At 64.0% G+C, this 22,393-nt stretch carries 18 protein-coding genes; 12 read left to right on the forward strand and 6 right to left on the reverse strand.

Annotated elements, in window-relative coordinates; all coding sequences use genetic code 11:
* Positions 1 to 129 precede the first annotated feature (129 nt).
* On the forward strand, positions 130 to 1,662 hold the full coding sequence (locus P3T43_RS19970) for a sugar ABC transporter ATP-binding protein (RefSeq protein WP_429282766.1): 1,533 nt from the start codon (positions 130 to 132) through the stop codon (positions 1,660 to 1,662).
* Positions 1,663 to 1,687: 25 nt separating this feature from the next.
* A complete protein-coding gene (locus P3T43_RS19975) occupies positions 1,688 to 2,734 on the forward strand; it encodes an ABC transporter permease (RefSeq protein WP_429282767.1) in 1,047 nt (348 codons plus the stop codon).
* Between the two features lie 39 nt (positions 2,735 to 2,773).
* Here P3T43_RS19975 and P3T43_RS19980 read toward each other — a convergent pair whose 3' ends face one another.
* Both P3T43_RS19980 and P3T43_RS19985 read right to left on the reverse strand, forming a co-directional pair.
* The gene (locus tag P3T43_RS19980; protein WP_429282768.1) at positions 2,774 to 3,130 is read right to left on the reverse strand and encodes a hypothetical protein; all 357 of its coding nucleotides are present in this window, start codon (positions 3,128 to 3,130) and stop codon (positions 2,774 to 2,776) included.
* 241 nt (positions 3,131 to 3,371) lie between these two features.
* Complete coding sequence (locus P3T43_RS19985; protein WP_429282769.1) at positions 3,372 to 4,688, reverse strand: MFS transporter; 1,317 nt, start codon at positions 4,686 to 4,688, stop codon at positions 3,372 to 3,374.
* A 311-nt stretch (positions 4,689 to 4,999) separates the two neighbouring features.
* Here P3T43_RS19985 and P3T43_RS19990 point away from each other — a divergent pair, with 311 nt between their 5' ends.
* The 3 genes from P3T43_RS19990 (at position 5,000) to P3T43_RS20000 (ending at position 11,255) form a co-directional block, all read left to right on the forward strand.
* Positions 5,000 to 5,755, forward strand: coding sequence for an N-acyl amino acid synthase FeeM domain-containing protein (locus P3T43_RS19990; RefSeq protein WP_429282770.1), 756 nt, complete (start codon positions 5,000 to 5,002; stop codon positions 5,753 to 5,755).
* Between the two features lie 144 nt (positions 5,756 to 5,899).
* Complete coding sequence (locus P3T43_RS19995) at positions 5,900 to 8,875, forward strand: putative bifunctional diguanylate cyclase/phosphodiesterase (RefSeq protein ID WP_429282771.1); 2,976 nt, start codon at positions 5,900 to 5,902, stop codon at positions 8,873 to 8,875.
* Between the two features lie 223 nt (positions 8,876 to 9,098).
* Positions 9,099 to 11,255 carry a tetratricopeptide repeat protein gene (locus P3T43_RS20000; RefSeq protein ID WP_429282772.1) on the forward strand — a complete coding sequence of 719 codons (2,157 nt, stop codon included), beginning with the start codon at positions 9,099 to 9,101 and terminating at the stop codon, positions 11,253 to 11,255.
* A 93-nt stretch (positions 11,256 to 11,348) separates the two neighbouring features.
* Here P3T43_RS20000 and P3T43_RS20005 read toward each other — a convergent pair whose 3' ends face one another.
* Positions 11,349 to 12,074: a DeoR/GlpR family DNA-binding transcription regulator gene (locus P3T43_RS20005; protein ID WP_429282848.1), complete on the reverse strand. Its 726-nt coding sequence runs from the start codon at positions 12,072 to 12,074 to the stop codon at positions 11,349 to 11,351.
* Between the two features lie 264 nt (positions 12,075 to 12,338).
* Between P3T43_RS20005 and P3T43_RS20010 the strand changes: the two genes are divergently transcribed.
* Positions 12,339 to 12,770: a DoxX family protein gene (locus P3T43_RS20010; RefSeq protein WP_429282773.1), complete on the forward strand. Its 432-nt coding sequence runs from the start codon at positions 12,339 to 12,341 to the stop codon at positions 12,768 to 12,770.
* A 148-nt stretch (positions 12,771 to 12,918) separates the two neighbouring features.
* Positions 12,919 to 13,191, forward strand: a complete 273-nt coding sequence (locus P3T43_RS20015) for a hypothetical protein (protein WP_429282774.1) — start codon at positions 12,919 to 12,921, stop codon at positions 13,189 to 13,191.
* Between the two features lie 258 nt (positions 13,192 to 13,449).
* On the opposite strand, the gene P3T43_RS20020 is transcribed toward P3T43_RS20015, so the two are convergent.
* Complete coding sequence (locus P3T43_RS20020) at positions 13,450 to 14,940, reverse strand: MFS transporter (RefSeq protein WP_429282775.1); 1,491 nt, start codon at positions 14,938 to 14,940, stop codon at positions 13,450 to 13,452.
* Positions 14,941 to 15,039: 99 nt separating this feature from the next.
* Entirely contained in the window at positions 15,040 to 16,371 is a 1,332-nt protein-coding gene (locus P3T43_RS20025; protein ID WP_429282776.1) for an MFS transporter, read from the reverse strand.
* Positions 16,372 to 16,792: 421 nt separating this feature from the next.
* Between P3T43_RS20025 and P3T43_RS20030 the strand changes: the two genes are divergently transcribed.
* Positions 16,793 to 17,512, forward strand: coding sequence for a response regulator transcription factor (locus P3T43_RS20030; RefSeq protein ID WP_429282849.1), 720 nt, complete (start codon positions 16,793 to 16,795; stop codon positions 17,510 to 17,512).
* 66 nt (positions 17,513 to 17,578) lie between these two features.
* Here P3T43_RS20030 and P3T43_RS20035 read toward each other — a convergent pair whose 3' ends face one another.
* Positions 17,579 to 18,484 carry a dihydrodipicolinate synthase family protein gene (locus P3T43_RS20035; protein WP_429282777.1) on the reverse strand — a complete coding sequence of 302 codons (906 nt, stop codon included), beginning with the start codon at positions 18,482 to 18,484 and terminating at the stop codon, positions 17,579 to 17,581.
* Between the two features lie 208 nt (positions 18,485 to 18,692).
* Here P3T43_RS20035 and P3T43_RS20040 point away from each other — a divergent pair, with 208 nt between their 5' ends.
* Genes P3T43_RS20040 through P3T43_RS20055 form a run of 4 tightly spaced genes read left to right on the forward strand, consistent with a single transcriptional unit; the run spans position 18,693 to position 22,303 of the window.
* Positions 18,693 to 19,640, forward strand: coding sequence for a 4-hydroxyproline epimerase (locus P3T43_RS20040; protein WP_429282778.1), 948 nt, complete (start codon positions 18,693 to 18,695; stop codon positions 19,638 to 19,640).
* A complete protein-coding gene (locus P3T43_RS20045; RefSeq protein ID WP_429282850.1) occupies positions 19,637 to 20,764 on the forward strand; it encodes an NAD(P)/FAD-dependent oxidoreductase in 1,128 nt (375 codons plus the stop codon). The genes P3T43_RS20040 and P3T43_RS20045 overlap by 4 nt, the downstream gene beginning before the upstream one ends.
* On the forward strand, positions 20,757 to 21,023 hold the full coding sequence (locus tag P3T43_RS20050) for a (2Fe-2S)-binding protein (RefSeq protein ID WP_429282779.1): 267 nt from the start codon (positions 20,757 to 20,759) through the stop codon (positions 21,021 to 21,023). The genes P3T43_RS20045 and P3T43_RS20050 overlap by 8 nt, the downstream gene beginning before the upstream one ends.
* Complete coding sequence (locus P3T43_RS20055; protein WP_429282780.1) at positions 21,020 to 22,303, forward strand: FAD-dependent oxidoreductase; 1,284 nt, start codon at positions 21,020 to 21,022, stop codon at positions 22,301 to 22,303. Before P3T43_RS20050 ends, P3T43_RS20055 begins: the two co-directional genes overlap by 4 nt.
* The last annotated feature ends 90 nt before the right edge of the window (positions 22,304 to 22,393 follow it).

Here is a 22,393-nt window from a genome sequence, read left to right on the forward strand (position 1 = left end):
TCGGCCTGCGATCGTTGCGGGCACACCTTCCAGGAAAACACCGGACCGCCCCAGGTTTTTCCGGTCCCTTCGGGGGGCTTGCCGCGCAGCGGCAGGTTTAGGGGCACTCTTCCAGGTTGTGATTGCACTATGAATTCAGACGTTGCTTCCGTACCGTTCCTGCAGGTCGTGGGTGTGCACAAGCGCTTTACCGGTGTGCACGCGCTGCGTGGCGTAAGCCTGTCATTCCAGCGCGGACAGATATATCACCTGCTCGGCGAGAACGGCTGCGGCAAGAGCACGCTGATCAAGATTATTGCCGGCGCGCAGCCGCCGGATGAAGGCGAGCTCATTATCGGAGGCGTGTCGCATGCGCGCCTGTCGGCGCTGGAATCGCTCGCGGCGGGGATCGAAACGGTGTACCAGGATCTCTCGCTGCTGCCGAACATGAGCGTGGCCGAAAACGTCGGGCTGACCTCGGAACTCGCTGAACACAACGGCCGCCTGAGCCGCACTTTCGACCGCCGCGCATTGGCGAAGACCGCAGCGCGTGCGCTCGCGGCCGTCGGCCTGCCCGGCGATGCCGAGTTCCAGTCGACGCTCGTCGAACTCCTGCCGCTCGCCACACGCCAGCTGGTCGCGATCGCACGCGTCATTGCGAGCGAGGCGAAATTCGTCATCATGGACGAACCCACCACGTCGTTGACGCAGAAGGAAGTCGACAACCTGATTGCAGTGCTAACCAATCTGCGCGCGCAGGGTGTGACGGTGCTGTTCGTCAGTCACAAGCTCGACGAATGCTATGCGATCGGCGGCGAAGTGATCGTACTGCGTGATGGCCAGACCATGGCGCAAGGGCCGATCACGGATTACACGAAGGCGCAGATCAGCGAACTGATGACGGGCCGGCATCTGTCGAGCGAGCGCTATCGTGAAGGGGGTTTCGGCGCCGAGGTGGTGCTCGATGTCAGCGGCCTCACGCGCGCCGGACAGTTCACCGATGTGTCGTTCGCGCTGCATCGCGGCGAGATTCTCGGCGTCACTGGGCTGCTCGACTCGGGGCGTAACGAACTAGCCCGCGCGCTCGCGGGCGTGGCGCCCGCACAGCATGGCGAGATCGTGCTGGACGGCCAGCGCATCGTCTTGCACACGCCTTCGGACGCGAAGAATCACCGGATTGGCTATGTGCCGGAAGACCGCCTGAACGAAGGGCTGTTTCTCGACAAGTCGATTCGCGAGAACGTGATTACCGCGATGATCTCGAGCCTGCGCGACCGCTTTGGCCAGATCGATAGGGGCCGTGCGCAAGCGCTGGCGGTCGAGACGGTCAAGGAGTTGCAGATCGCGACACCGGACGTCGACAAGCCCGTGCAGTCGCTGTCGGGCGGCAATCAGCAGCGCGTGTTGATCGGCCGCTGGCTCGCCATCGATCCGCGCGTGCTGATCCTGCACGGTCCGACGGTCGGGGTGGACGTGGGTTCCAAAGACATCATCTACCGCATCATGCAGGGCCTGTCGCAACGGGGCATCGGCATCATCCTGATCAGCGACGACCTGCCCGAACTGCTGCAGAACTGCGACCGTATTCTCATGATGAAAAAGGGGCGCGTCGCCAACGAATACGAGGCCGACCAGTTGAAAGAGGCCGAGTTGTACCACGCGCTGCTGTCGGAAGCGGCATAGAGTAAGCTGAAAGGACGTGACCCGCATGAACCCGCGCATCAATCAGACCATGACCACACCCACCGTCGTCGACGTCGCACCGCAGGTCAAGCCGCTTGGCTTGCGGGCCAGACTCGCGCGTCAACCCGAGTGGTTCACCTTCGGGCTCATCGTCGTGATGTGCCTGGTTGTCGGCGCCATCAATCCGCGCTTCTTTCAACTGGCGACGCTGTTCGACACGCTGCATTCGGCCACGACGGTGTCGCTGTTCGCGCTCGGTACGCTGGTCGTGCTGGCCTCGGGCGGTATCGACGTATCGTTCACGGCGATCGGCGCACTGACCATGTATGCGATCACCAAGGCGGTGTTCGCATGGTGGCCCGATGAGCCGTTCGCATTGATCCTGATTACCGGGGCGCTGGGCGGTATCGTGCTCGGTCTGATCAACGGCTTGCTCGTGTACCGGTTGAAGGCGCCTTCGCTGATCGTGACGATCGGCACGCAATATCTGTATCGCGGCATCCTGCTGACCTTCGTCGGCACGACGTTCTTCATGAACATTCCGCACAGCATGGATCACTTCGGCCGCATCCCGCTGTTTTTCTATCAGACGGCCGACGGCTTGCGCGCCGTGTTGCCGGTTTCGGTGCTGGCGCTCGTGCTGGCGGCGGTGGTCACGTGGTGGCTGCTGAACCGGACCATGATGGGACGCGGCGTGTATGCCATGGGCGGCAGTCTCGCGATTGCCGAGCGCCTCGGCTACAACCTGCGCGCGATCCATTTGTTCGTATTCGGTTATACAGGGATGCTGGCAGGCATTGCGGGCATTCTGCACGTGGCCAATAACCGGCTCGCGAATCCGTTCGACCTGGTCGGCTCCGAACTCGATGTGATCGCGGCGGTGATTCTCGGCGGCGCGCGCATTACGGGCGGCACGGGCACCGTAGCGGGCACGCTGCTGGGCGTGGTGCTAGTCACGCTGATCAACAACGTGCTGATCCTGATCGGCGTGCCGAGCACCTGGCAGAAGGTGATTATCGGCGCGTTCATTCTGCTGGCCGGCACGCTGTTCGCGTTGCAGCGCAAGAGCTAAGTAGGGGTGTGGGGCACGCGCTGCGTGCCCGTGCTCCGCTTAAAGCGCGTACTGCAAGGCCATGTCGAAGGCAAGCACAACGAACGAGCAGCCAATCCCCACCAGAACGTTCGACACCCGATGCTCGAAGTCCGGATGCCGCGTGATACCGGCGCCCGCAAGGAACACGATTTCGACCAGAATCTGCAGGCCCACGAATGTCAGCATGAGCAGGAATTCATAGCCCATGTATCTGAAATTCGCGAAGTTCATGCCGTAGTCGAAAATCCAGTGCCCAACCCGCCAGACCTCATAGACGAGTAGCAGAAGCGGAAACAGGTAGCTCGTCACATAAGTGGGTACGGTTGCGTGACGCAGTTCGAGATGGAAATGGTGAGGTTGATGAGCGGTCTGCATGTCTCCTCCGTTTTCACGTCAGTCTTAAACCCATGCTACTCGTTTGACTGGCGATTCGCAGAATCGTGCGAATCGCCGGCAGCCCGCTATGGCCCAGTTTGACGATCGGTCGTTTTATCCGCGAGACATGGAGCGGCCGGTAAGAATGACGCCCGGAATGCCTCCACTCGCTTGTTCCTCAGCAGTGCCTGGATGTCGCCTCGCCGCAACAAGCGCTCCTGGTGTATTCACCTGGCCGATCTCATGAGCCCGTCGCCACGGGCTCGTCCTCATGCCCCAGCTTGCGAATGTGCACGAGTTCGGGGAACAGCTTCATCCACAGCAGCGCAACCGCAATGGTTGCCACGCCACCTACCAGCACGGCAGGCTGGGCACCCCACCATCCAGCAGTCAGGCCTGATTCGAATTCGCCGAGCTGATTCGACGAACCGATGAACAGCGCATTGACCGCGCTCACGCGTCCCAGCATCTCATCAGGTGTCCGTAATTGCACGAGCGAGAGGCGCACCACGACGCTAATCACATCCGCGGCGCCAAGCACCGCGAGCGCGACCAGCGAGATGGCGATCTGATGCGATAGCCCGAACACGAGCGTTGCCAGGCCAAACGCAATGACTCCGCCGAACATCGCGAGGCCTGGGCGTTTGCGCAACGGAAAGTGCGCGAGCCAGATCGTGCCGCTCAGCGCACCGACTGCCGAGGCCGAGCGCAACAGGCCGAGCGCCAGCGGTCCGGCGTGCAGGATGTCGCGGGCGAATACCGGCAGCAGGGCGGTGGCGCCACCAAACAGGACAGCGAACAGATCGAGCGACAGCGCGCCCAGAATGACGGGCTGTCTGCGGATAAAGGCGATGCCTGAGAAAACCGAGGCCAGTGTGACCGGCGCGCGGGTGGCGGGGCGGGTCTGTAGTGGAATACCCCATACGAGCGCAGCCGCGCAAGCAAAGGCCACCGCACACACCAGGTAAGCGGGAGCCGCGCCTACCGCATAGAGCAGGCCGCCCAGCGCGGGACCGACGATCTGTGCAGTCTGACCGGCCGAGGTCGCCCACGCCGTGGCCTGCGGCAACTGGCTTCGCGGCACCACGCCGGGCAGGAGCGACGACACGGCGGGCGATTCGAAAGCACGTGCGGCGCCGACGCAGGCCGCCAGCCCGTAGATGACCGGAGCGCTCAGCCAGCCGCCGAAGGTCCCCAATGCAAACACCAGCGCGGCAACCGCTTCGGCGCTTTGACAGACGGCAGCGATGCGCCGGCGGTCGTAGCGATCGGCGACGTGGCCCACGACCAGCGTCAGCGTGAACATCGGTAGAAATTGCGCCAGGCCGAGCAGGCCTAAGGCAAAGGCGCTGTGCGTGATGCCGTAGATGTGCCAGCCCATCGCAACCGCCAGCATCTGGAAGGACAGGGAAGAAAGGATCCGCGTAAACCAGAAGCGCTGAAACGGCTTGCTGCGCGGCAGGCTGCGGAGCACTTCAGTGGCGGGCGTCTCGCCGGCCGCGGCGGTGGAGGGCTGAGGTCGAGGCTCGTCGGACGTGGCAGGAGGGCGAGGGGGCATGGTTTCGCAAGGCGCGATTCAGCAAGCGCGGCAGGGTGACAGGAGGCGGCAAGTTTAGTGCAAGCGCAACAATCTGGCTTGTCCGCTGGTCATGCGGTGCGACAGGTCTGCCGGTACGCGCCAGTCTGGTATTCGCGATCGAGATGCATTGGCATCCTCACTAATGTATTCAGGTCCATTAAATATTAAATAGGAGTCACCCATCAATTTGAGTTCGTGAGAGGCTTGATTTGTTGTACTGAAGCACGCAATGGAATTTGTGCCCAGTACGACAGTTTCTTTTCTCTCGTTATCCAAGTGGGGTCACAAAAATGGATCGCCTAAATCCTTCAGTATTACTTTCCGATTTTCATTCCGAACGCGCCGCCAATCTGGAACTCGTAGAGACGAGTTCAAACAGGAAAACGGAAAGATTGCCATTTACCATTCGCATTGCCGCTGATGGCGAAGCGCTCGAGAAAGCTGTCATGATGCGTCAGATGGCTTACGGTCGGCACTTGCCTGAGTTTGCCAGCAGCATGACCCTTGAAAACGGGGATTCCGCGCCTGGAACAACCGTGCTGCTCGCGCAATCGAAGCTGGACGGCGGTCCGCTTGGCACCCTGCGGATTCAGACCAACGAATTTGCGCCGCTGGCGCTCGAGCAGTCGGTCGCGTTGCCGGGCTGGCTGCAGGGCGCGCGCATGGCGGAAGCCACGCGGCTCGGCGTGGCTGGCGGAACGATCGGCAGGATGGTGAAAATCGGGCTGTGCAAAGCCTTGTTTTTGTACTGCCAGCAACAGCAGATCGACTGGATGGTCATCACAGCGCGTGCGCCATTGGATCGGGAGTACGAAGCCATGCTGTTCGGCGATGTGTTTGGCAAGAATGAGTTCTTACCCATGGCGCATGTCGGCGGGCTGCCGCACCGGGTGATGGCCAAGCCGGTGGCCGTGGCGCACGAGCGTTGGGCGGCGGCCGGCCACCCGTTGCTGAAGTTCATGGTGGACACGTATCACCCGGACATCGATCTGGCTCCCGCAGATTTATCTTTTGAGCGGGAAACTGTAGGATGCCTGGAAGCTTAGGTCATTGTTGATGGCAGCTAAAACAAAACAATCCGGCGAGCCAACTGATGTTTCACGCTGTAATGTATAAGGTAGTGAGGGCGGGGTCTCGCGGCTCCACCCCTTTCTACGCCAGGGCTTTGCCGCATAGGGGGAATTCCGGGTATGGGGTCGGCGACGTTCTTTTCGCGGTCGAAATACATGCGCGCGGGGTCGTTTATCGACTGGCTGTTGTACGCATTCGCGGTCTATGTCGTACCCACGCTGATTGCGCTCGCTACGGTCGCCGCCTTGTTGTGGGCGCCGCGGCAATTCCAGTCTGAGGGCGCGGTCCCGCTCGTTCTGCATGTCGTGCCGGACAAGAGCGCATCCCTGAGTCCTGCCGAGGCGCTGGCCCAATTGCAGGCAACGCAACAAACTCCTGCCACGAAGCGCTACGGCACGCGCCTTGCCGAATCCCCATTCTGGTTCCTGTTCGACGTGCCGCCGGTGCAGGCGGGGCGCTCGAGCGTGATTGAGTTTCCCTCGCGCCACGCGCAAACATTGGCTTGCTGGAATGCCACGACCCTGGCTCCGCTTGGCCACGCCGATCGCCGCAGCGCCGGCGGCGGCCTGAGCCCGGTCAAGGCGGGCTTCGCGTTGCCGGTCACGCCGGCCGACCCTGTCACGCAGATCGTGTGCCGCGGCACGTTTTCGGGTCCCGCGTACCTGAGTGTGCTCGGCTGGGACGGCGAGGCGCTGCGCGCCTCCGCGCTCGACTTTCAGGTGAATTCGGCGTTGATCGCCGGTGGGCTGCTGACGCTCGCCGTTTTCGTGTTCGTGACGGCACTCATCAATCGTGAGTTGACCTATGTCATTTTCGCGGCGTGGCTGGTCGGCAATCTGCGGATCTGCGCGAATGCCATGGGCTGGGACATGCAATGGCTCGACCGCATCATTCCTCCCGGGTACATGCCTGCGCTGCGTCAGTACACGTTCGCCGTGTACTACCTGCTGACAGGGGCGTTGTTCAATCAGTTGTTCCGGCGCGAACTGAAGGTGGTGGGCTATCGCTGGATGCTGCGTACGGTGCTATACGCCGGCCTGTTGAATCTCGTGGCTGCGGCGGTGTTGCCGTACTCGAAGTTCATTCCGGTGATGTGGACGTTCAGCAGTTTCGGCATGGGCGTGCTCGTTTTTCTGCTCGCGCGGCTAGTCTGGATGACGCGTTCGCGCACGGTGTTGTGGTACGTGGCGTCGATGGTCATCGTACTGTTTTCGATCTTCTCCGAAGTGCTGGGCGCGGCGTTTGGCATCAAGCTGTTGTTCGGCGGCGTGAATCCGGTGATTGCCGCATTGTCGTCGAGCATGATGGCTGCGTTTGCCATTGCCGAACAGATGCGCGCAGAGCGCGAGCGGCGTCGGCGGATGCAAACGGAGTTGCGCAACACCTACGACGTCACGCCAATCGGTCTCTTCACGCTGGATGAGAATGGTCATTTCGTGCGCGCGAATCCCGCGTTGCGGGCGATGCTCGATCTGCGCAAGGCGCAATACAAGGTACGTCTCTGGAAGGATTACTTCGAGCCGGGCGCGTGGGGTTCATTACAGGCGCTCGCGCAGCGAGGCAGCGAAGGCGAACTCGAACTCAGCGGTTCGCTCGAATGGGGCACGGCAGAGCGGCGTTATTCGCTCAAGGCCACGCATTCGAACGGCTGGATAGAAGGCTCGCTGCAGGATGTCACGGAGCGCGCCAAAGCGATCGAACGCCTGCATTTTCTGGTCGATCACGATCCGCTGACCGGTTCACTGAATCGCCGCGGTGTGGAGCGTGCCATCGCGCTGCAAAGTGAGGAACACACGCCGTGGGCGCTGGCGTATATCGACCTCGACCGCTTCAAGCTCGTCAACGATCTGTTCGGTCACCGCGCGGGCGACGAGGTGCTCAAGCAGGTGGCCGTGCGCGCGCGGACGTTGTTCAGGCCTGAGTACGCGGTGGGACGCATCGGCGGCGACGAGTTCATCTGCGTGATGAGCAACACCACGATTGAAGACGCGATCGCGCAGTGCCGCGAACTGGTTACCTTGCTCAGCGCGGCGCCGTATCAGGTCGGAAACTGCTCGTTTCAGGTGAAGGCCTCGATTGGTCTCGTAGAGTGCTCGCATGGCGTGCGCGTGCAGGACGCGCTGTCCCACGCGGACGGTGCGTGCCGCGAAGCCAAAGGCGTGACGCACGGGCATCTCGTCACATATCACAAGGGCGCGGCGGCGTTCGAGGAACGCGCCCAGGAACTGATGCTGGTCGAAACGCTGGGTCAAAACCGGCTGCCCGGTGGGCTGTTCCTCGTGATGCAGCCGATCATGTCGCTCGCCGCGCCAACCGCGTCGCTCGACTTCGAAGTGCTGCTGCGCTGGCGTGCGCCGGACGGCTCCATTCTGCCGGCCGGCAAAGTGATCGTGGCGGCGGAGGAATCCGGCAATATCGCGGGCATCGACAGATGGGTGCTCGCCACGGTGCTCGAATGGATCGAGACGAACCGGCAGGCATTGTCCAAAACGCGTTTCATCTGCGTCAACCTGAGCGGCGGGTCGCTCAACGACGAGCAGTTCATGGAAGACATCTTCGCGCTGTTTGCGCGCTACCGTTCGATCGTCCGCTACCTGTGCCTCGAAATCACCGAGAGCGTGGCGCTGCACGATCTGGAGAACACGCAGCGGTTTATTGCGCGCGTCCACGATATGGGCGGCAAGATCGCGCTCGACGACTTCGGCGCAGGCTATACCTCGTTCAAGTATCTGAAGGAGTTGTCGGCCGACGCGTTGAAGATCGATGGCGAGTTCATTCGCACGATGTGCGAGCATCCGGCCGATACGGCGATCGTCGAGGCAATCGTTGCGCTTGCACGCAACCTCGGCATGCGCAGCATTGCCGAGTGGGTCGAGGATGCGACTACGCTGCGCGCGCTCAAGGAGATCGGCGTGGACTATGTGCAAGGCTTCGTGATCGCGAAGCCTCAGGAGTGCGCGGCGATTCTGAGCGCCGGGTCGGCGGCCAGCTTCATTGGCGATCCGGCCACGCAGGGCTTTGTCGATAGCTTGAGCGAACCCGCGCCGAGCCTCGAAACGGTCTATGACATGCGCGTGCGGGCCGGTTTGCATTGAGCGCGCACTTCGCCGGGAAACCGAATCTGGCGGCCTCGCCTATCCGCTGAATAAGATGCCGCTACACCCTCAGTTCGCCCCATCGCGCGGGCCTCGATTACCGTACGCTGCTTGCTGGGGCGTTCCCATTGCATGGCGAACGCTGAACCGCATGTGCGCATCGCATCCGTCAGGCACATAGCCTTCTCCGACCTTACAACCGCTAACAGCAGCGTTACTACTCATGACTTCGGCATCAACGCGCGCGACTCCGAAAACAGCACCTCATCAGTTGGCGGCTTCACTCTGCGCGACCGGAAAATACGCCGAAGCCATGGCCTTGCTCCAGCCCGTGCTCGAGGCACCGGAGAGCGTCGCCGAAGACCTGCTGGTGCCGACACTGAACGTCGCGGCGGTCGTGGCGCTTGGGTTGAACCAGCTGGCGGACGCGGAAAAGTACTGGCGCCAGTCGATTGCGGTCAAGCCCGATTTCGCGGACGCGTACAACAACCTCGGCATCCTGCTTAAGGGGCTTAACCGCTTGGCCGAGGCAGAGGCGATGTTTCGCCGCGTGGCCGCCATCCGGCCCGAGCAGGCCCAGGCTTACAACAATCTCGGCGCCGTGCTGTACAGCCTGAATCGTCCGGATGATGCGGAAGCGGCCTACCGACAGGCCATCGGCGTGCGCTTCGATTATGCCGAGGCTCACTACAACCTCGGAATCGTGCTCTACGATCGTCGCCGCCTGCCCGAGGCCGAGGCGGCTTACCGGCAATCGCTGGCGGTGCGGCCCGACTGCGCCGAGGCACATAACAATCTGGGCAACGTGCTCAGGGAACTCGGGCGCCTTCCCGAAGCGGAGCAGGCCTACCGGCAGGCGCTGACGGTTCGCCCTCAGTATGCCGAGGCGCTCAATAACCTCGGCAGCATCCTGAAGATTTTCAAACGGCTGCCCGAAGCAGAACTGGCGTGCCGGCTGGCGGTGACGCTGCGTCCCAACTACACGGAAGCCCACAATAACCTTGGCATCGTACTGGCGGACCTGCAGCGTTTCTCCGAAGCCGAAGCATGCTACCGCCAGGCGATGGCAATGCGCCCCGATTATGCCGAGGCGTACTACAACCTCGGGATCGCGCTGGACAAACTGGAGCGGGTGCCCGAGGCAGAGGCCGCGTATCGCGAGGCGCTGCGCATCAATCCGGAGGGCGTCGAAGCGCACAATAACCTGGGCGGTGTACTGCAGGCCCAGGAGCGCTGGCTGGAAGCCGCCGCGGCTTACCGGCAGGCGCTCGCGCTACGCCCCGAGCTGGTCGAATCGCTCTACAACCTCGGCACCGTGCTCGCGCAACTCCACCGTTTGCCCGAGGCCGAGGCGGCTTACCGTCGAGCCGTCGCGATCCGCGAGGACTATGCCGAAGCGCAATTCGCGCTGGCAACGCTGCTGATCAGTAACGGCGAGTTCGAAGAAGGATGGCAGCGCTACGAGTTCCGCTACAGGAAAGACGAGGTCATCTATCACAGGACGCCGACGCTGTTGCCCTGTCCGCAATGGCAGGGCGATTCGCTTGAGGGCAAGTCCCTGCTGGTCTGGCAAGAGGACGGTCTCGGCGACATGCTGCACTTCGCACGCTATCTGCCGCTGCTGAAAGCGCAGGGCGCCGCGCATATCACCGTCGCCTGCCTCGCACCGTTGCATCGCCTGATGGCCGCGATCGAGGGCGTGGATGCGGTCATGGATCACCACGGCGCCGCCCCGCGGGCGGCTGGCTTCGATTACTGGACCAGCCTGCTGAGCGCGCCGCTGCATCTGAACACGACGCTGGACACGATTCCACCGGTCGATCCGGTGCGACCGGCTGAGTCCATTGTCGAACAGTGGCGCTCGCGGCTGGCGACGCTGCCCGCAGGTCGCAAGATCGGTCTGGTATGGAAGGGCAACCCGAAACACCATAACGATGCCAACCGTTCGCTGCCGTCGTTCGCGACGCTAGCGCCGCTGTGGAGCGTGCCGGATTTGCAGTTCGTGAGTCTGCAAAAAGGCGCGGGGGAAGATGAGGTCCAGTCGCCGCCAGCCGGGCAGCCGGTGCTGCATCTGGGCTCCCAGACGGCGGATATGGTCGACACCGCGGCGATCATCGCGCAACTCGATCTGGTGATTTGTGTCGATACATCCGTTGCCCACCTGGCAGCCACTGTGGGCAAGCCGTGCTGGGTGATGCTGCCGAATCAGGGGCTCGACTGGCGCTGGATGCACACGCGCACCGATTCGCCGTGGTATCCGCAAACCATGCGGCTGTTCCGGCGCGCACCGGACGAGAGCTGGGCTTCGGTCGTCGAACGGGTTCGCGCGGCGTGCGTGGCGGAGTTCGCTCAGCCACTCGCACTTGCTTCGGAAGCCTAAGGAACTGGTCTGGCTGCGAGGAGGCGATGTTGGTGCAATGCCTCCTCTCTCCTGACGGCAGTCCGATCGAGGCAGTCAGGTTTCCTTGCGGTATTACTCCGACCGACGCAACTCCTGGCCTTTCTCCGTGATGATCGAATCGAAATCGTCGACCTGCGAGAAACGGACCGCCTTGACGACGCCGAACTTGCTGGTATCCACCACGAGATGCCGCTCGACGGCACTCGCCATGGCCGCCTGCTTCAGTGCGACTTCATGGAAATTCCAGCACGTGACGCCGCGCGCCTGATCCACTCCGCCTGCCGAAATAAACGCCTTGTTGATGCCCATGCGACGCAGCATCTCGATGCTTTCTTCGCCCGCGAACGAATCCGATGACGGCACGTAGACGCCGCCGAGCAGGATCATCCGGACGTTGGGTTTACGTCGCAAAATTTCCGCGACATTCAGCGAATAGCACACCACGGTGACGTGCCGCTCGGCGGGAATCAGCCGCGCCAGTGTGGTGAGCGTGGTGCCGCAATCGATGAAAAGCGTTTCGTTGTTGGAGATGAGCCTCGCGGCGAATGCCGAGGCCTCCGCCTTGGCCTGCGCGAAGTGGTCTTGCTCCTGCTCCAGCGAATAGCCGGCGGTGTTCGGCACATCGGTCGCGCTGACAATGTAGCCGCCGAGGTAGGTGAACTGCCCCGGACTCGCGGCGACGTCGCGGCGTACCGTCATTTCCGACACGCCGAGCAACGCGGCCGCGTCGCGCAGGCGCATCACGTTTTGTCTGGCCAGCGCGTCAGCGAGCGCGCGAAGGCGATCAGTTTTCAGCATGGAAGTCCCTGGCCCGTGATGCAAAGGTGCGTTATATTTTGTTCGAAATCGTGAAAGGATTATAACAAGCCCGGACAGCCGCGGCGAGTTATGGAAAGCCCCACCGGCTGTTTCCTGTGGGGAAGAATTTTTCGTGCAGGCGCCCACCGGAGCGCCTTTTCGCTTGGAAAAGCGAGTCAATGGACATATTCTGGCAGGCAACCTCCGGGAACTGACGCCTTGCCGCCCGGTCTTCTGCTTATTCATTTACAGGAGCCCTTTCTCATGACGCGTCCCGTCGATTCCGGCGTAATCTTCATCGCACGTATCGCGCTGGCGGTTTTATTCTTGTGGGGCGGCGTGATGAAACTGCTGGGATATGCAGGCTTCGTCGGTTATTTGCACTCCAAGGGCGTCCCATTCGTGCAGGTCGCGGCACCGCTCGCCACGGCCGTCGAGGCGCTGGGCGGCCTGTGTCTGGTGGCCGGTTTCAAGATTCGCCCGCTCGCGCTCATCCTGGCGGCCTACACGGTGGCTACCGCCGTTCTTGGACACGACTTCTGGAACGTCACAGACCCGGTCATGCAGCGCGACATGGTGATTCACTTCTGGAAGAACATTGGCATTGCAGGCGGTTTCCTGCTGCTGTTCGTGACGGGCGCCGGCCGTATCAGCATTGACGGGGCGCGCGCACCGCGCGGGGGCTTGGGGCGCTGATGGAGCCGTTCAGCGGCGTGCCGGAGCCGCTGGCGGGCCGTTCGCAGCGCGATCCGGGGCGCCGTGGCATCGGAATTGCGTCCGGTTGTTGTGGGCCAGTGGGCCTCTTCGATTCAGATTGATTCAGGTTGTCTGCAAGGAGCCAACAATGATCCAAAGTTTTGAGCAAACGATCGGCGGCAAAGTCACGCAATTGTGCGCAAGCCTGGGCGAAGGGCCGACGCCGCATCGCGTGATCATCAGCCTGGCGGATTCGGCAAAGACGCTGGTGATCCTCGACGCATCCGGCTTTATCAGCACGATCAAGGCTGAGATCGAAGAGCCGCAAAAGCTGATCGCCGATGCGATCCGCAAGGCAGAGAGCGAAGGTCTGATCGAACGCGCGCTCGAGTCTGGTGAGATTCAGGAAGCGCCGTTATAGCGGTAGAGCGTGGGCGGCAGAGAGGCGCTGGGTGCGGGACGTAGCGGGTGATAGCTGCGAGCGCTCAGCTGCAAATGCTGAGCTGCAAGCATTCGGCCTCAATCGCTCAACTGCAACCGCTCAACTGCAACCGCTCAACTGCAACCGCTCAACTGCAACCGCTCAACTGCAACCGCTCAACTGCAACCGCTCAACTGCAAGCGCTCAACTGCAACCGCTCAGCCGCAAACGCTGCCACGCGGCCCGCCACTGCGCGGTTCAACTGCGCTCCGCTCTCTCCACCGCGCGCAGCGGCGTTTTCGGCGCTTCCGCAGGTTCCTGGGCGTGCGGTTCCGGATGGACGAGGCAGGCCAGCCCAAGCGCCGTGAGCAGTAACCCTGCGGAAATCGCGGTGGCCGCCTGCATCCCGGCGACGATATGCCCGGCGCCCGCGCCGCTGACCAGCGCGCCGAACGCCGCGACACCGACCGCGCCGCCCGCTTGCCGTGCCGTGTTCAGAACGGCCGAGGCGGTGCCCGCGCGCTGCTTTTCCACCGATGCGAGCACGGCCGTCGTCATGGCCGGCACCGCGAGTCCCATCCCCGACGGTATCAGCAGGAACGGCAGCAACAGACCTATGAGCGGCGTGCTCGCCCCCACCAGATGCAGTGAGCCATACCCGAGCGCCGCGGTCACGGCACCGCAGATCATCGGCACCCGCACGCCGTAGTGTCCGATCACCCAGCCGCTGAGCACGTTCGACAGCAGAAAGCCACCGGTCAGCGGCAGGAACGCAAGCCCCGCTTGCAGCGGCGTGTCACCCCGCACGCGTTGCAGATACAGACTCAGCACGAACACCATGCCGTAGTAAGTCAGGTTCACGCAGATGCCGAACAGGACCGGAGCGGTGAAGCTGCGCTTGCGGAATAGCGCGAGCGGCAGCATCGGCGCGGCAAGCCGCGATTCGATGGTCACGAAGGCAATTCCTGCGATCAGCGCCAGCACAAAGCCGCCCGCGACGAGCGGATGGGCGAGGCCGAGCGGACGCCATTCGATGACCGCACCGGTAAAGGCGGTCAGCGTGACGATTGTAAGGAGCTGGCCGGGCAGGTCGATGCTGCGCGGCGGCGGCACAGGCTGGGATGCTTGGGACGACCCGTGGGACGACCCTCGCACCGGCTTCGCGTCCGGCTTCGGAACCCATGCGAAGATCGCGCACAGGCCCGCCGCGCACAACGGCAGGTTGACGAGAAAGATGCTGCGCCAGCCGAATGCCGCAATCAGCAGTCCACCCACGACAGGGCCCGCCGCGATGGAGACGGCGCCGGCGGCGGTCCACAGCCCGACTGCGCGCGCCCGCAGCTTCGGGTCGTGACCGCAGGCCTGATTGAGCAGCGCAAGGGAGTTGGGCAGCATCGCGGCGGCGCCGACGCCTTGCGCCGCACGCGCCGCGACCAGCGTGAAGTCGTTGAGCGCGAGTCCGCAGGCGAGCGACGCCAGCGCAAAGATCACGATGCCGACGGCATACATGCGGCGCGCGCCGAGCCGGTCGCCCAGCACGCCGGCGGACAGCATCAGCACGGAGAAAGCCAGCGCGTAGGCGTCGACGATCCATTGCAGGCCGGCGACGCTCGCGTGCAGGTCGACGCTGATTTTTGCGAGCGCGATGTTGACGATGGTCACGTCGAGCTGCGTGACGACAAACCCGACGCTGACCGTACCGACAATCAAGGCGATCGCGCTAGTGAAGGAGGCGGTGGTGGTTTTCATATGACACATCGTAACGGTGCGGGAGACGCGACGTTTCGGTGCGGCGTGAAGTGTCGATGTCGCGCGGCGCATCAGGCAGCGCGCCGCGCCGGGCCCGCCTCAGCGGCCCTTGTACTGCGCTCGCGGGGCGTCCTCGAGCGGCGCGTCCTTGATGAAGAACGTGGTCACGGCGCCGAGCACGCACACTGCGCCCACATAGAGCGCTGGCGCCATGGGATTCGATTTCATCATCAGCGACACGACGATCGGCGTGAGTCCACCGAACACGGCATAGGCGACGTTGTACGAAAACGAGATGCCCGAGAATCGCACCGCGGCCGGAAACGCCTTGACCATCACAAACGGAACAGCGCCAATCGTGCCGACGAGAAACCCCGTCAGGGCGTAAAGCGGCAGCAGCCGGGACGGGTCGAGGGCGAGCTGCGCGAACATCACGTAGTACGACGCCGCGAGCGCGAGACCGCCGATGAACAGCGTGCGCCCCGCCCCGATCTGTCCGGCAATCGAGCCCGCCACGACGCAGCCGAGCGTCAGGGCCAGCGTGGCGACGCCGTTGGCCAGCAAGGCGGTAGCGGGCGCGATATGGAACTGCTTTTGCAGCAGCGTGGGCGTCATCAGGATGACCACGACGATCGCGGCCGACAGCATCCACGTCAGCAGCATCGACACCACGACCGCGCGGCCGTGGTCGCGCAGCACCGCTTTCAACGGAATTTCCGCGGCGAGCGACTTGCGCTGCTTCAGTTCGGCAAACACGGGCGTCTCATGCAGCCAGCGGCGCAGGTACACCGAGAACAGGCCGAACACACCGCCCAGGAGGAACGGCACACGCCATGCGTAGTCCGCGATCTGCGCGGTGGTGAAGTGCCGGTTCACGCCCGAGGCGACCAGCGAGCCGAGCAGGATGCCTGCCGTCAAGCCCGCTGTCAGCGTGCCGCAGGCATAGCCGATGTGACGCTGCGGCACGTGTTCCGACACGAACACCCACGCGCCCGGCACTTCGCCGCCCACTGCGGCGCCTTGCAGCACGCGCAGCACCAGCAGCAGCACGGGCGCGAGCAGGCCGATGCTGGCGTAGGTGGGCAGGAGGCCCATCAGCAGCGTCGGCACCGACATGAGCAGCACGCTAAGCGTGAACATGCGCTTGCGGCCGAGCAGGTCGCCGAAGTGCGCCATGATGATGCCGCCGAGCGGCCGCGCCAGGTAGCCGGCCGCGAAGATGCCGAAGGTTTGCAACTGGCGCAGCCAGTCAGGGATCGCGTGGGGGAAGAACAGCTGTCCGATCGCCGGGGCGAAGAACACGAAGATGATGAAGTCGTAGAACTCCAGCGCGCCGCCGAGAGCGGCGAGGGCGAGCGTCTTGTAGTCGCTCAGGCCAAGGGTGCGGGGGGGGACAGCCGGTTGTGCGCCACCCAGATTTGTTGCTTGCATTGCTCTGTCGTTTCTTTGATGGGAAGCCACGCGGGATGCGTGGAATGCGGCGGTCGTCGGGCGGGAAGTGTGGAGGCGCTGGGTAGAGCACGGGACACGCGCACGTCAGCCGGGATAAGGCCGACGCGCTGACAACTTTGACCAGCCCGCGATTTTACCGGATGTCGGGCAAAAGCCGCTGGAAGTGCTTAATTAGATTGAACAAGTTGGCTGGCGGGCGGGGCGGTTCCAGGGACGGCGCTGGCGCTTTCCTGAGAGTCCTCGGCCTGGCGCGTGCGGCTAATGCAGAAGGTGTGCGTCGGAACTCAGGACTGGTCTGTCGGACGTTGCCGATTGGCGGTCAAATTCGGACTGTTCCTATGGGCGAGCGGCAATGCGACTCACAGAATCGCGTCCGACCTATCAGTTGAGAACCATCCTCATGCGTATTGCCATCCTTCAGCGCGACCTCCTGCTGCGCCAGTCGATCGAAAAGATTCTGGCGCAAGCGGGTCATACCTGCGTGACTTATGACGACGGACTGGCCATGTCGAAGGCCATCGCGCGTTCCACCGTGGATCTGCTCGTGCTGGATTGGCACGGCGTACGCCTGTCAGGCGTCGATGTGCTGAGAGCAGTGCGGGCCGTCAGCGGCGACCGCATGCCGGCCGTATTCGCGTCGACCGACACTTCGGAGGAGGCCGCCGTGCGTGCCTTTGCAACGGGCGCGGACGATTATGTGACGTTGCCGGTGCGCCCGGCCGAGTTTCGCGAGCGCATCGCCGCGCTGCTGCGGCGAGCCTACCCGGACCGTCATAGTGTGGCGAGCTTCGACGCGGGGCCGTATCGCTTCGACGCGCACCGCCAGCTCGTCACGTTGCGTGGCGAGGCGGTCCAGCTGTCCGGGACACAGTATCGGCTCGCTTCGCTGTTCTTCACCAACATTGGCCGCGTGATGTCGCGCGACCATATCTTCGCGATGGTCTGGGGCCGCGAATTCCGCGAGTTCACGCGTACGATCGACAGCCACGTGTCGCGCCTGCGTCTCCTGCTCGAAATCGATCAGGACAGCGGCTTTCGCCTGCAACCGGTCTACAAGAGTGGTTACCGCTTGCTGAGTCTGCATCAGGCCGATGCGGAGATCGAGAAAGCGGCGGCCTGATGCTGCGGTGCCGCCTGCAGGTGCCGCCAAAAGCGCAGTGGCTGACGCGGCTAGCGCGGCTGGCGCTCAGAGCATCGGCAATGCAGGTCGTGTCTCGAGCGAATGACGAATCAGCGCTTCGACGGCCTTGCGTTCGTCGCCTGCCAGCGGCAGACGCGGCGGACGCACCGGCTCTGTGCCGAGTCCAACCATCGCTTCGGCGAGCTTGATGTTCTGCACCAGTTTCGGCGACACGTCGAGTGCCAGCAGCGGCGCGAACCAGCGGTAAATCGCCCGCGCTTCTTCAACGCGTCCTGCCTTGATCAGCTTGTAAATCGCCACCGTCTCACGCGGAAACGCGCATACGAGACCGGCCACCCAGCCATGCGCGCCCATCAGGACTGCTTCCATGGCGAGATTGTCCACCCCGCACAGGATGGCGTAGCGGTCGCCCACCGCGTTGATCAGATCTGTGACGCGGCGCACGTCGCCGCACGATTCCTTGATCGCGACGATCTTTTTCTCGTCGGCAATCTCGGCAAACATCTCCGGCGTCATGTCGACGCCATACGCTAGCGGATTGTTGTAGATCATCAACGGCAAGGCGCTGGCGTTCGCGACGCTGCGGAAATGATGCAGCGTCTCGCGCCGGTCCGACAGGTAGCGCAGCCCCGGCAACACCATGTAGCCGGCCGCGCCGCGCTTCGCGCCGGCTTCGGCCTGACGGCAGCCGTCGAGTGTGCTGTTTTCCGCGATCGTCAGCAGGACCGGCACCCGGCCGCTGGCCGCGTCTACCGCGATATCGAGGACGTCGAGCTTTTCGTCGAGCGAAAGGGTCGAGGCTTCGCCGAGCGAGCCGCACACGATAATCCCATCCACACCCGCCTCGATCTGCGCTTCGATGTTCTTCTTCGTCCATGCACGGTCTATGCTGAAATCCGCGTTGAACTTGGTGGTGACTGCGGGCAATACGCCTTCCCAGATATGTGCCACGGCTTTTCTCCTGAGTGTGATGAGTTGACCGCAGTGTATGCAGGGAAAAAGCCGCCGTCTTGCGTGATTCGCGCGTGCCGGATGACGATTTCAGCATAGACCAGAGGCGCGCAGCGCGAAGTACAGCCTCCAACATTATGCTGAAATCGTCACGATGTACGCATAATGACGCCAAGACTGGCCGCGGCGTCGTTTTTAACATGGCGGCATGAAAACCCTGAACGTGATTGATTCGCACACCGGCGGTGAACCGACCCGCCTGGTTGTGTCCGGCGGCCCCGATCTCGGCAACGGGACGCTGACCGAACGGCTCGACGTGTTCCGCTCCCGCCACGATCGTTGGCGCGCCGGCATCGTCACCGAGCCGCGCGGTTCGGACGTGGTCGTCGGCGCACTGCTGTGCGAACCGGACGCCGCGGACTGCGCGGCCGGCGTGATCTTCTTCAACAACGTGGGCTACCTCGGCATGTGCGGGCACGGCACGATCGGACTCGTAGTGTCGCTGGCGCACATGGGACGCATCGGACCCGGTGAGCATCGGATCGAGACGCCGGTCGGCATCGTCGAGGCCACGCTCAATCCGGACGGTAGCGTCGCCGTGCGCAACGTGCCGGCGTATCGTTACCGCCAGGCCGTGAGCGTCGACGTGCCGGGGTATGGCGTCCTGAGCGGCGATATCGCGTGGGGCGGCAACTGGTTTTTCCTCGTCGCCGAGCATGGCCGGACGCTCGAAGCGCGACACATCCCCGAGTTGACCACCTTCAGCTCGGCGCTGCGCGATGCCCTGATCGCCCAGCACATCACGGGTGCGGACGGCGCCTTGATCGACCATATCGAACTCTTTGGACCGGGCTCGCGCGACGGGATCGACAGCCGCAGCTTCGTGCTGTGCCCCGGCAACGCCTACGACCGCTCGCCGTGCGGCACCGGCACCAGCGCGAAGGTGGCGTGTCTCGCCGCGGACGGCAAGCTGGCGGAAGGCGCGGTGTGGCGGCAGGAAAGCATCATTGGCAGCGTGTTCGAGGCCACCTGGCGGCGCGGCGGCGATGACAGGACGGTGATACCGACCATCACCGGCCACGCGCACATCATGGCGGAAGGGCGCCTCTGTTTCGACGAGCGCGATCCGTTTGCATGGGGTCTGCACGCGGCATGACGGCAGATGCGGTCATCGTCGGCGCGGGGATTGTCGGCGCGGCCTGCGCGGCTGAACTGGCCGCGCGCGGCATGCGGGTCGACGTGCTGGATGGCCAGGGGATTGGCGGCGGCGCGACGGCTGCGGGCATGGGACACATTGTCGTGATGAACGACTCGCCCGCGGAGTTTGCGCTGAGCGCTTATTCGCGCGAATTGTGGCTCGAACTCGCGCCGCAGCTTCGCAAGCGCGACGCGTTTTCGCGCTGCGGCACGTTATGGGTCGCGGCCGACGACGAAGAGTGGCAAGCGGCGCGCGCCATGCATGCCACGTACGCGGCGCGCGGGATTGCCGCGCAGTTGCTCGATAGCGCCGAGCTGCGTGCTAGCGAACCGGCGCTTGCGCCCGGCATGGCGGGCGGTCTGCGGATCGAGCACGACAGCATCGTGTATGCGCCCACCGTCGCCGAATGGTTGCTTACGCAATCGCCGGGTGCGGCGAATATCCACGTACGGCTCGACGCGCAAGTGAACGCCATCGACGCGCACGGCGTGACCCTCGCCAACGGCGAGCGGCGGCACGCAGCCTATGTGATCGTGGCAAACGGCATCGGCGCGCAGACGCTGGTGCCGTCGCTGCCGCTGCAGCCGAAGAAAGGACATCTGCTCATCACGGACCGCTATCCCGGTCTGATCCGGCATCAACTGCTGGAACTCGGATATATCAAAAGCGCGCATCACACGGTGGGGACATCGGTGGCTTTCAACGCGCAGCCCCGGCCGACCGGCCAGTTGCTGATCGGCTCATCGCGCCAGTTCGATACCACCGATCCCGCCGTCGAAATGCCCGTACTCGCGCAAATGTTGCAGCGTGCCGCGCGCTATCTGCCGGACCTGCCGACGCTCAATGGTATTCGGGCATGGACCGGTTTTCGGGCGGCGACGCCCGATGGCTTGCCGTTGATCGGCCACATGAACGAGACGGCGCCGAACCTGTGGGTCGCGTTGGGGCACGAGGGGCTCGGCGTCACCACGTCCCTGGCGACGGCCAGACTGCTCGCGGCGCAGATCGCCGGAGACGCACCGGCGATTCCGCCGGAGCCCTATTTGCCGCAACGTTTCGCGCACGGAGTCTGTCATGTCTAGTCAGCGCGGCGAACGGATTCGCGTGACCATCGACGCACGCACGGTAGAGGTCGAGGCCGGTACGCTGGTCGTGGCGGCGCTGGCGATGGCGGGCCTGAAGGGCACGCGCACGTCGGTGAGCGGTCAACCGCGCGCGGCCTTGTGCGGCATGGGCATCTGCCAGGAATGCCGCGTCACCATCGACGGCCGGGCGCATGCGCTCGCATGCCAGACGGTCTGCCGCGACGGGCAGATCATTCTGACGACGGGGCCAGCGTGATGCAGCACTTCGATGTCGTAGTGATCGGCGCGGGGCCCGCCGGATTGAACGCGGCGCGCGCTGGGGCGCAGGCCGGCGCGCGGGTCGCGCTGGTGGACGACAATCCGCGCGTGGGCGGGCAGGTGTGGCGGCAAGGTCCGAGGCACGCGCCGCAGGCGCCGCTGCGGGAGGTCCACGAGGCGCTGCAAGCCCATTCCAACGTGACGGTCTTCTCCTCGGCGCGCGTGGTTGCGCCTCTCGCGGCGTGCGCCTTGTTGCTGGAATCGCTTGAACACGGCGGTATGTGCGTCGGGTATGACCAACTGATTCTCGCCACCGGCGCCCGCGAGTTGCTGTTGCCGTTCGCCGGCTGGACGCTGCCTGGCGTGACGGGGGCGGGCGCCCTGCAGGCGTTGATCAAAGGCGGCACGTCGGTACGCGGCGAGCGCATTGTGATCGCGGGCAGCGGACCGTTGCTCCTTGCTTCGCTCGCCACCGCGCGCGCGGCGGGCGCTCAGGTGGTGGCGGTGGTCGAGCAAGCCTCGGCGGCTTCGCTCGCGCGTTTTGCCGCTTCGTTGCTGGCGACGCCTTCGAAGCTGCTGCAGGCCGCGCAGTTGACCCGCGGCTTCGCAGGGCTGCGCTATTGGACCGGCAGTGTGGTGCGCGAGGCGCGCGGTGCGGGCCGGGTCGAACAGGTGACGATCCGGCGCGGCGAGCACGAGGTCACGCTCGCGTGCGATCGGGTTGCGTGCGGCTACGGGCTGGTGCCGAACGTCACGCTCGCGCAGGCGCTGGGCTGTGCGCTGGACGAGCGCGGCGCGGTCAAGGTCGACGACAGGCAGCGCACCTCCGTGGCAGGCGTGCTGGCTGCGGGCGAATGCACGGGGATCGGCGGGATGGAACTGGCGCGCGTCGAAGGCGAGATTGCAGGGCGCGTCGCGAGTGAGGCTTCTCCCGAATTGAACGCACTGCACATGCAACGCTCACGCTGGCAACGCTTTGCACGGCATGTGGCGGACACGTTTGCGCTCGGCGAAGCGGCGCGCGCGCTTCCGCCTGGTGACACCTTGTTATGCCGCTGCGAAGACGTAACGCTCGGCGAGGTGCGCGTGTTTCGTGACTGGCGCGACGCCAAGTTGCACACGCGCTGCGGGATGGGCGCGTGCCAGGGACGTATCTGTGGCACCGCCACCAGCACGTATTTCGGCTGGCAGACGGCGCAGCCGCGTCCTCCGTTTCATCCGGCGCAGATCGGTACGTTGATGGCCGCGTGTGACCCCGACCCGGCGCGGCCTGCTTGAATGCGCCGCCGCGCCTCTGCACTCCCCGGCGCGACCTGCATGAATGCGTCGCCGCGCGCCTGCACGCCCCCTGATTTTTTCCCCGCGCCA

The organism is Paraburkholderia sp. GAS41 (genome assembly GCF_050436545.1).
In the GTDB taxonomy this organism is placed as follows: domain Bacteria; phylum Pseudomonadota; class Gammaproteobacteria; order Burkholderiales; family Burkholderiaceae; genus Paraburkholderia.

Bases quoted from the DNA above. Each gene is read 5' to 3' on its own strand.
- P3T43_RS19970 (WP_429282766.1), top strand. From the start codon at position 130: ATGAATTCAGACGTTGCTTCCGTACCGTTCCTGCAGGTCGTGGGTGTG.
- P3T43_RS19975 (WP_429282767.1), top strand. From the start codon at position 1,688: ATGAACCCGCGCATCAATCAGACCATGACCACACCCACCGTCGTCGAC.
- P3T43_RS19980 (WP_429282768.1), bottom strand. From the start codon at position 3,130: ATGCAGACCGCTCATCAACCTCACCATTTCCATCTCGAACTGCGTCAC.
- P3T43_RS19985 (WP_429282769.1), bottom strand. From the start codon at position 4,688: ATGCCCCCTCGCCCTCCTGCCACGTCCGACGAGCCTCGACCTCAGCCC.
- P3T43_RS19990 (WP_429282770.1), top strand. From the start codon at position 5,000: ATGGATCGCCTAAATCCTTCAGTATTACTTTCCGATTTTCATTCCGAA.
- P3T43_RS19995 (WP_429282771.1), top strand. From the start codon at position 5,900: ATGGGGTCGGCGACGTTCTTTTCGCGGTCGAAATACATGCGCGCGGGG.
- P3T43_RS20000 (WP_429282772.1), top strand. From the start codon at position 9,099: ATGACTTCGGCATCAACGCGCGCGACTCCGAAAACAGCACCTCATCAG.
- P3T43_RS20005 (WP_429282848.1), bottom strand. From the start codon at position 12,074: ATGCTGAAAACTGATCGCCTTCGCGCGCTCGCTGACGCGCTGGCCAGA.
- P3T43_RS20010 (WP_429282773.1), top strand. From the start codon at position 12,339: ATGACGCGTCCCGTCGATTCCGGCGTAATCTTCATCGCACGTATCGCG.
- P3T43_RS20015 (WP_429282774.1), top strand. From the start codon at position 12,919: ATGATCCAAAGTTTTGAGCAAACGATCGGCGGCAAAGTCACGCAATTG.
- P3T43_RS20020 (WP_429282775.1), bottom strand. From the start codon at position 14,940: ATGAAAACCACCACCGCCTCCTTCACTAGCGCGATCGCCTTGATTGTC.
- P3T43_RS20025 (WP_429282776.1), bottom strand. From the start codon at position 16,371: ATGCAAGCAACAAATCTGGGTGGCGCACAACCGGCTGTCCCCCCCCGC.
- P3T43_RS20030 (WP_429282849.1), top strand. From the start codon at position 16,793: ATGCGTATTGCCATCCTTCAGCGCGACCTCCTGCTGCGCCAGTCGATC.
- P3T43_RS20040 (WP_429282778.1), top strand. From the start codon at position 18,693: ATGAAAACCCTGAACGTGATTGATTCGCACACCGGCGGTGAACCGACC.
- P3T43_RS20045 (WP_429282850.1), top strand. From the start codon at position 19,637: ATGACGGCAGATGCGGTCATCGTCGGCGCGGGGATTGTCGGCGCGGCC.
- P3T43_RS20050 (WP_429282779.1), top strand. From the start codon at position 20,757: ATGTCTAGTCAGCGCGGCGAACGGATTCGCGTGACCATCGACGCACGC.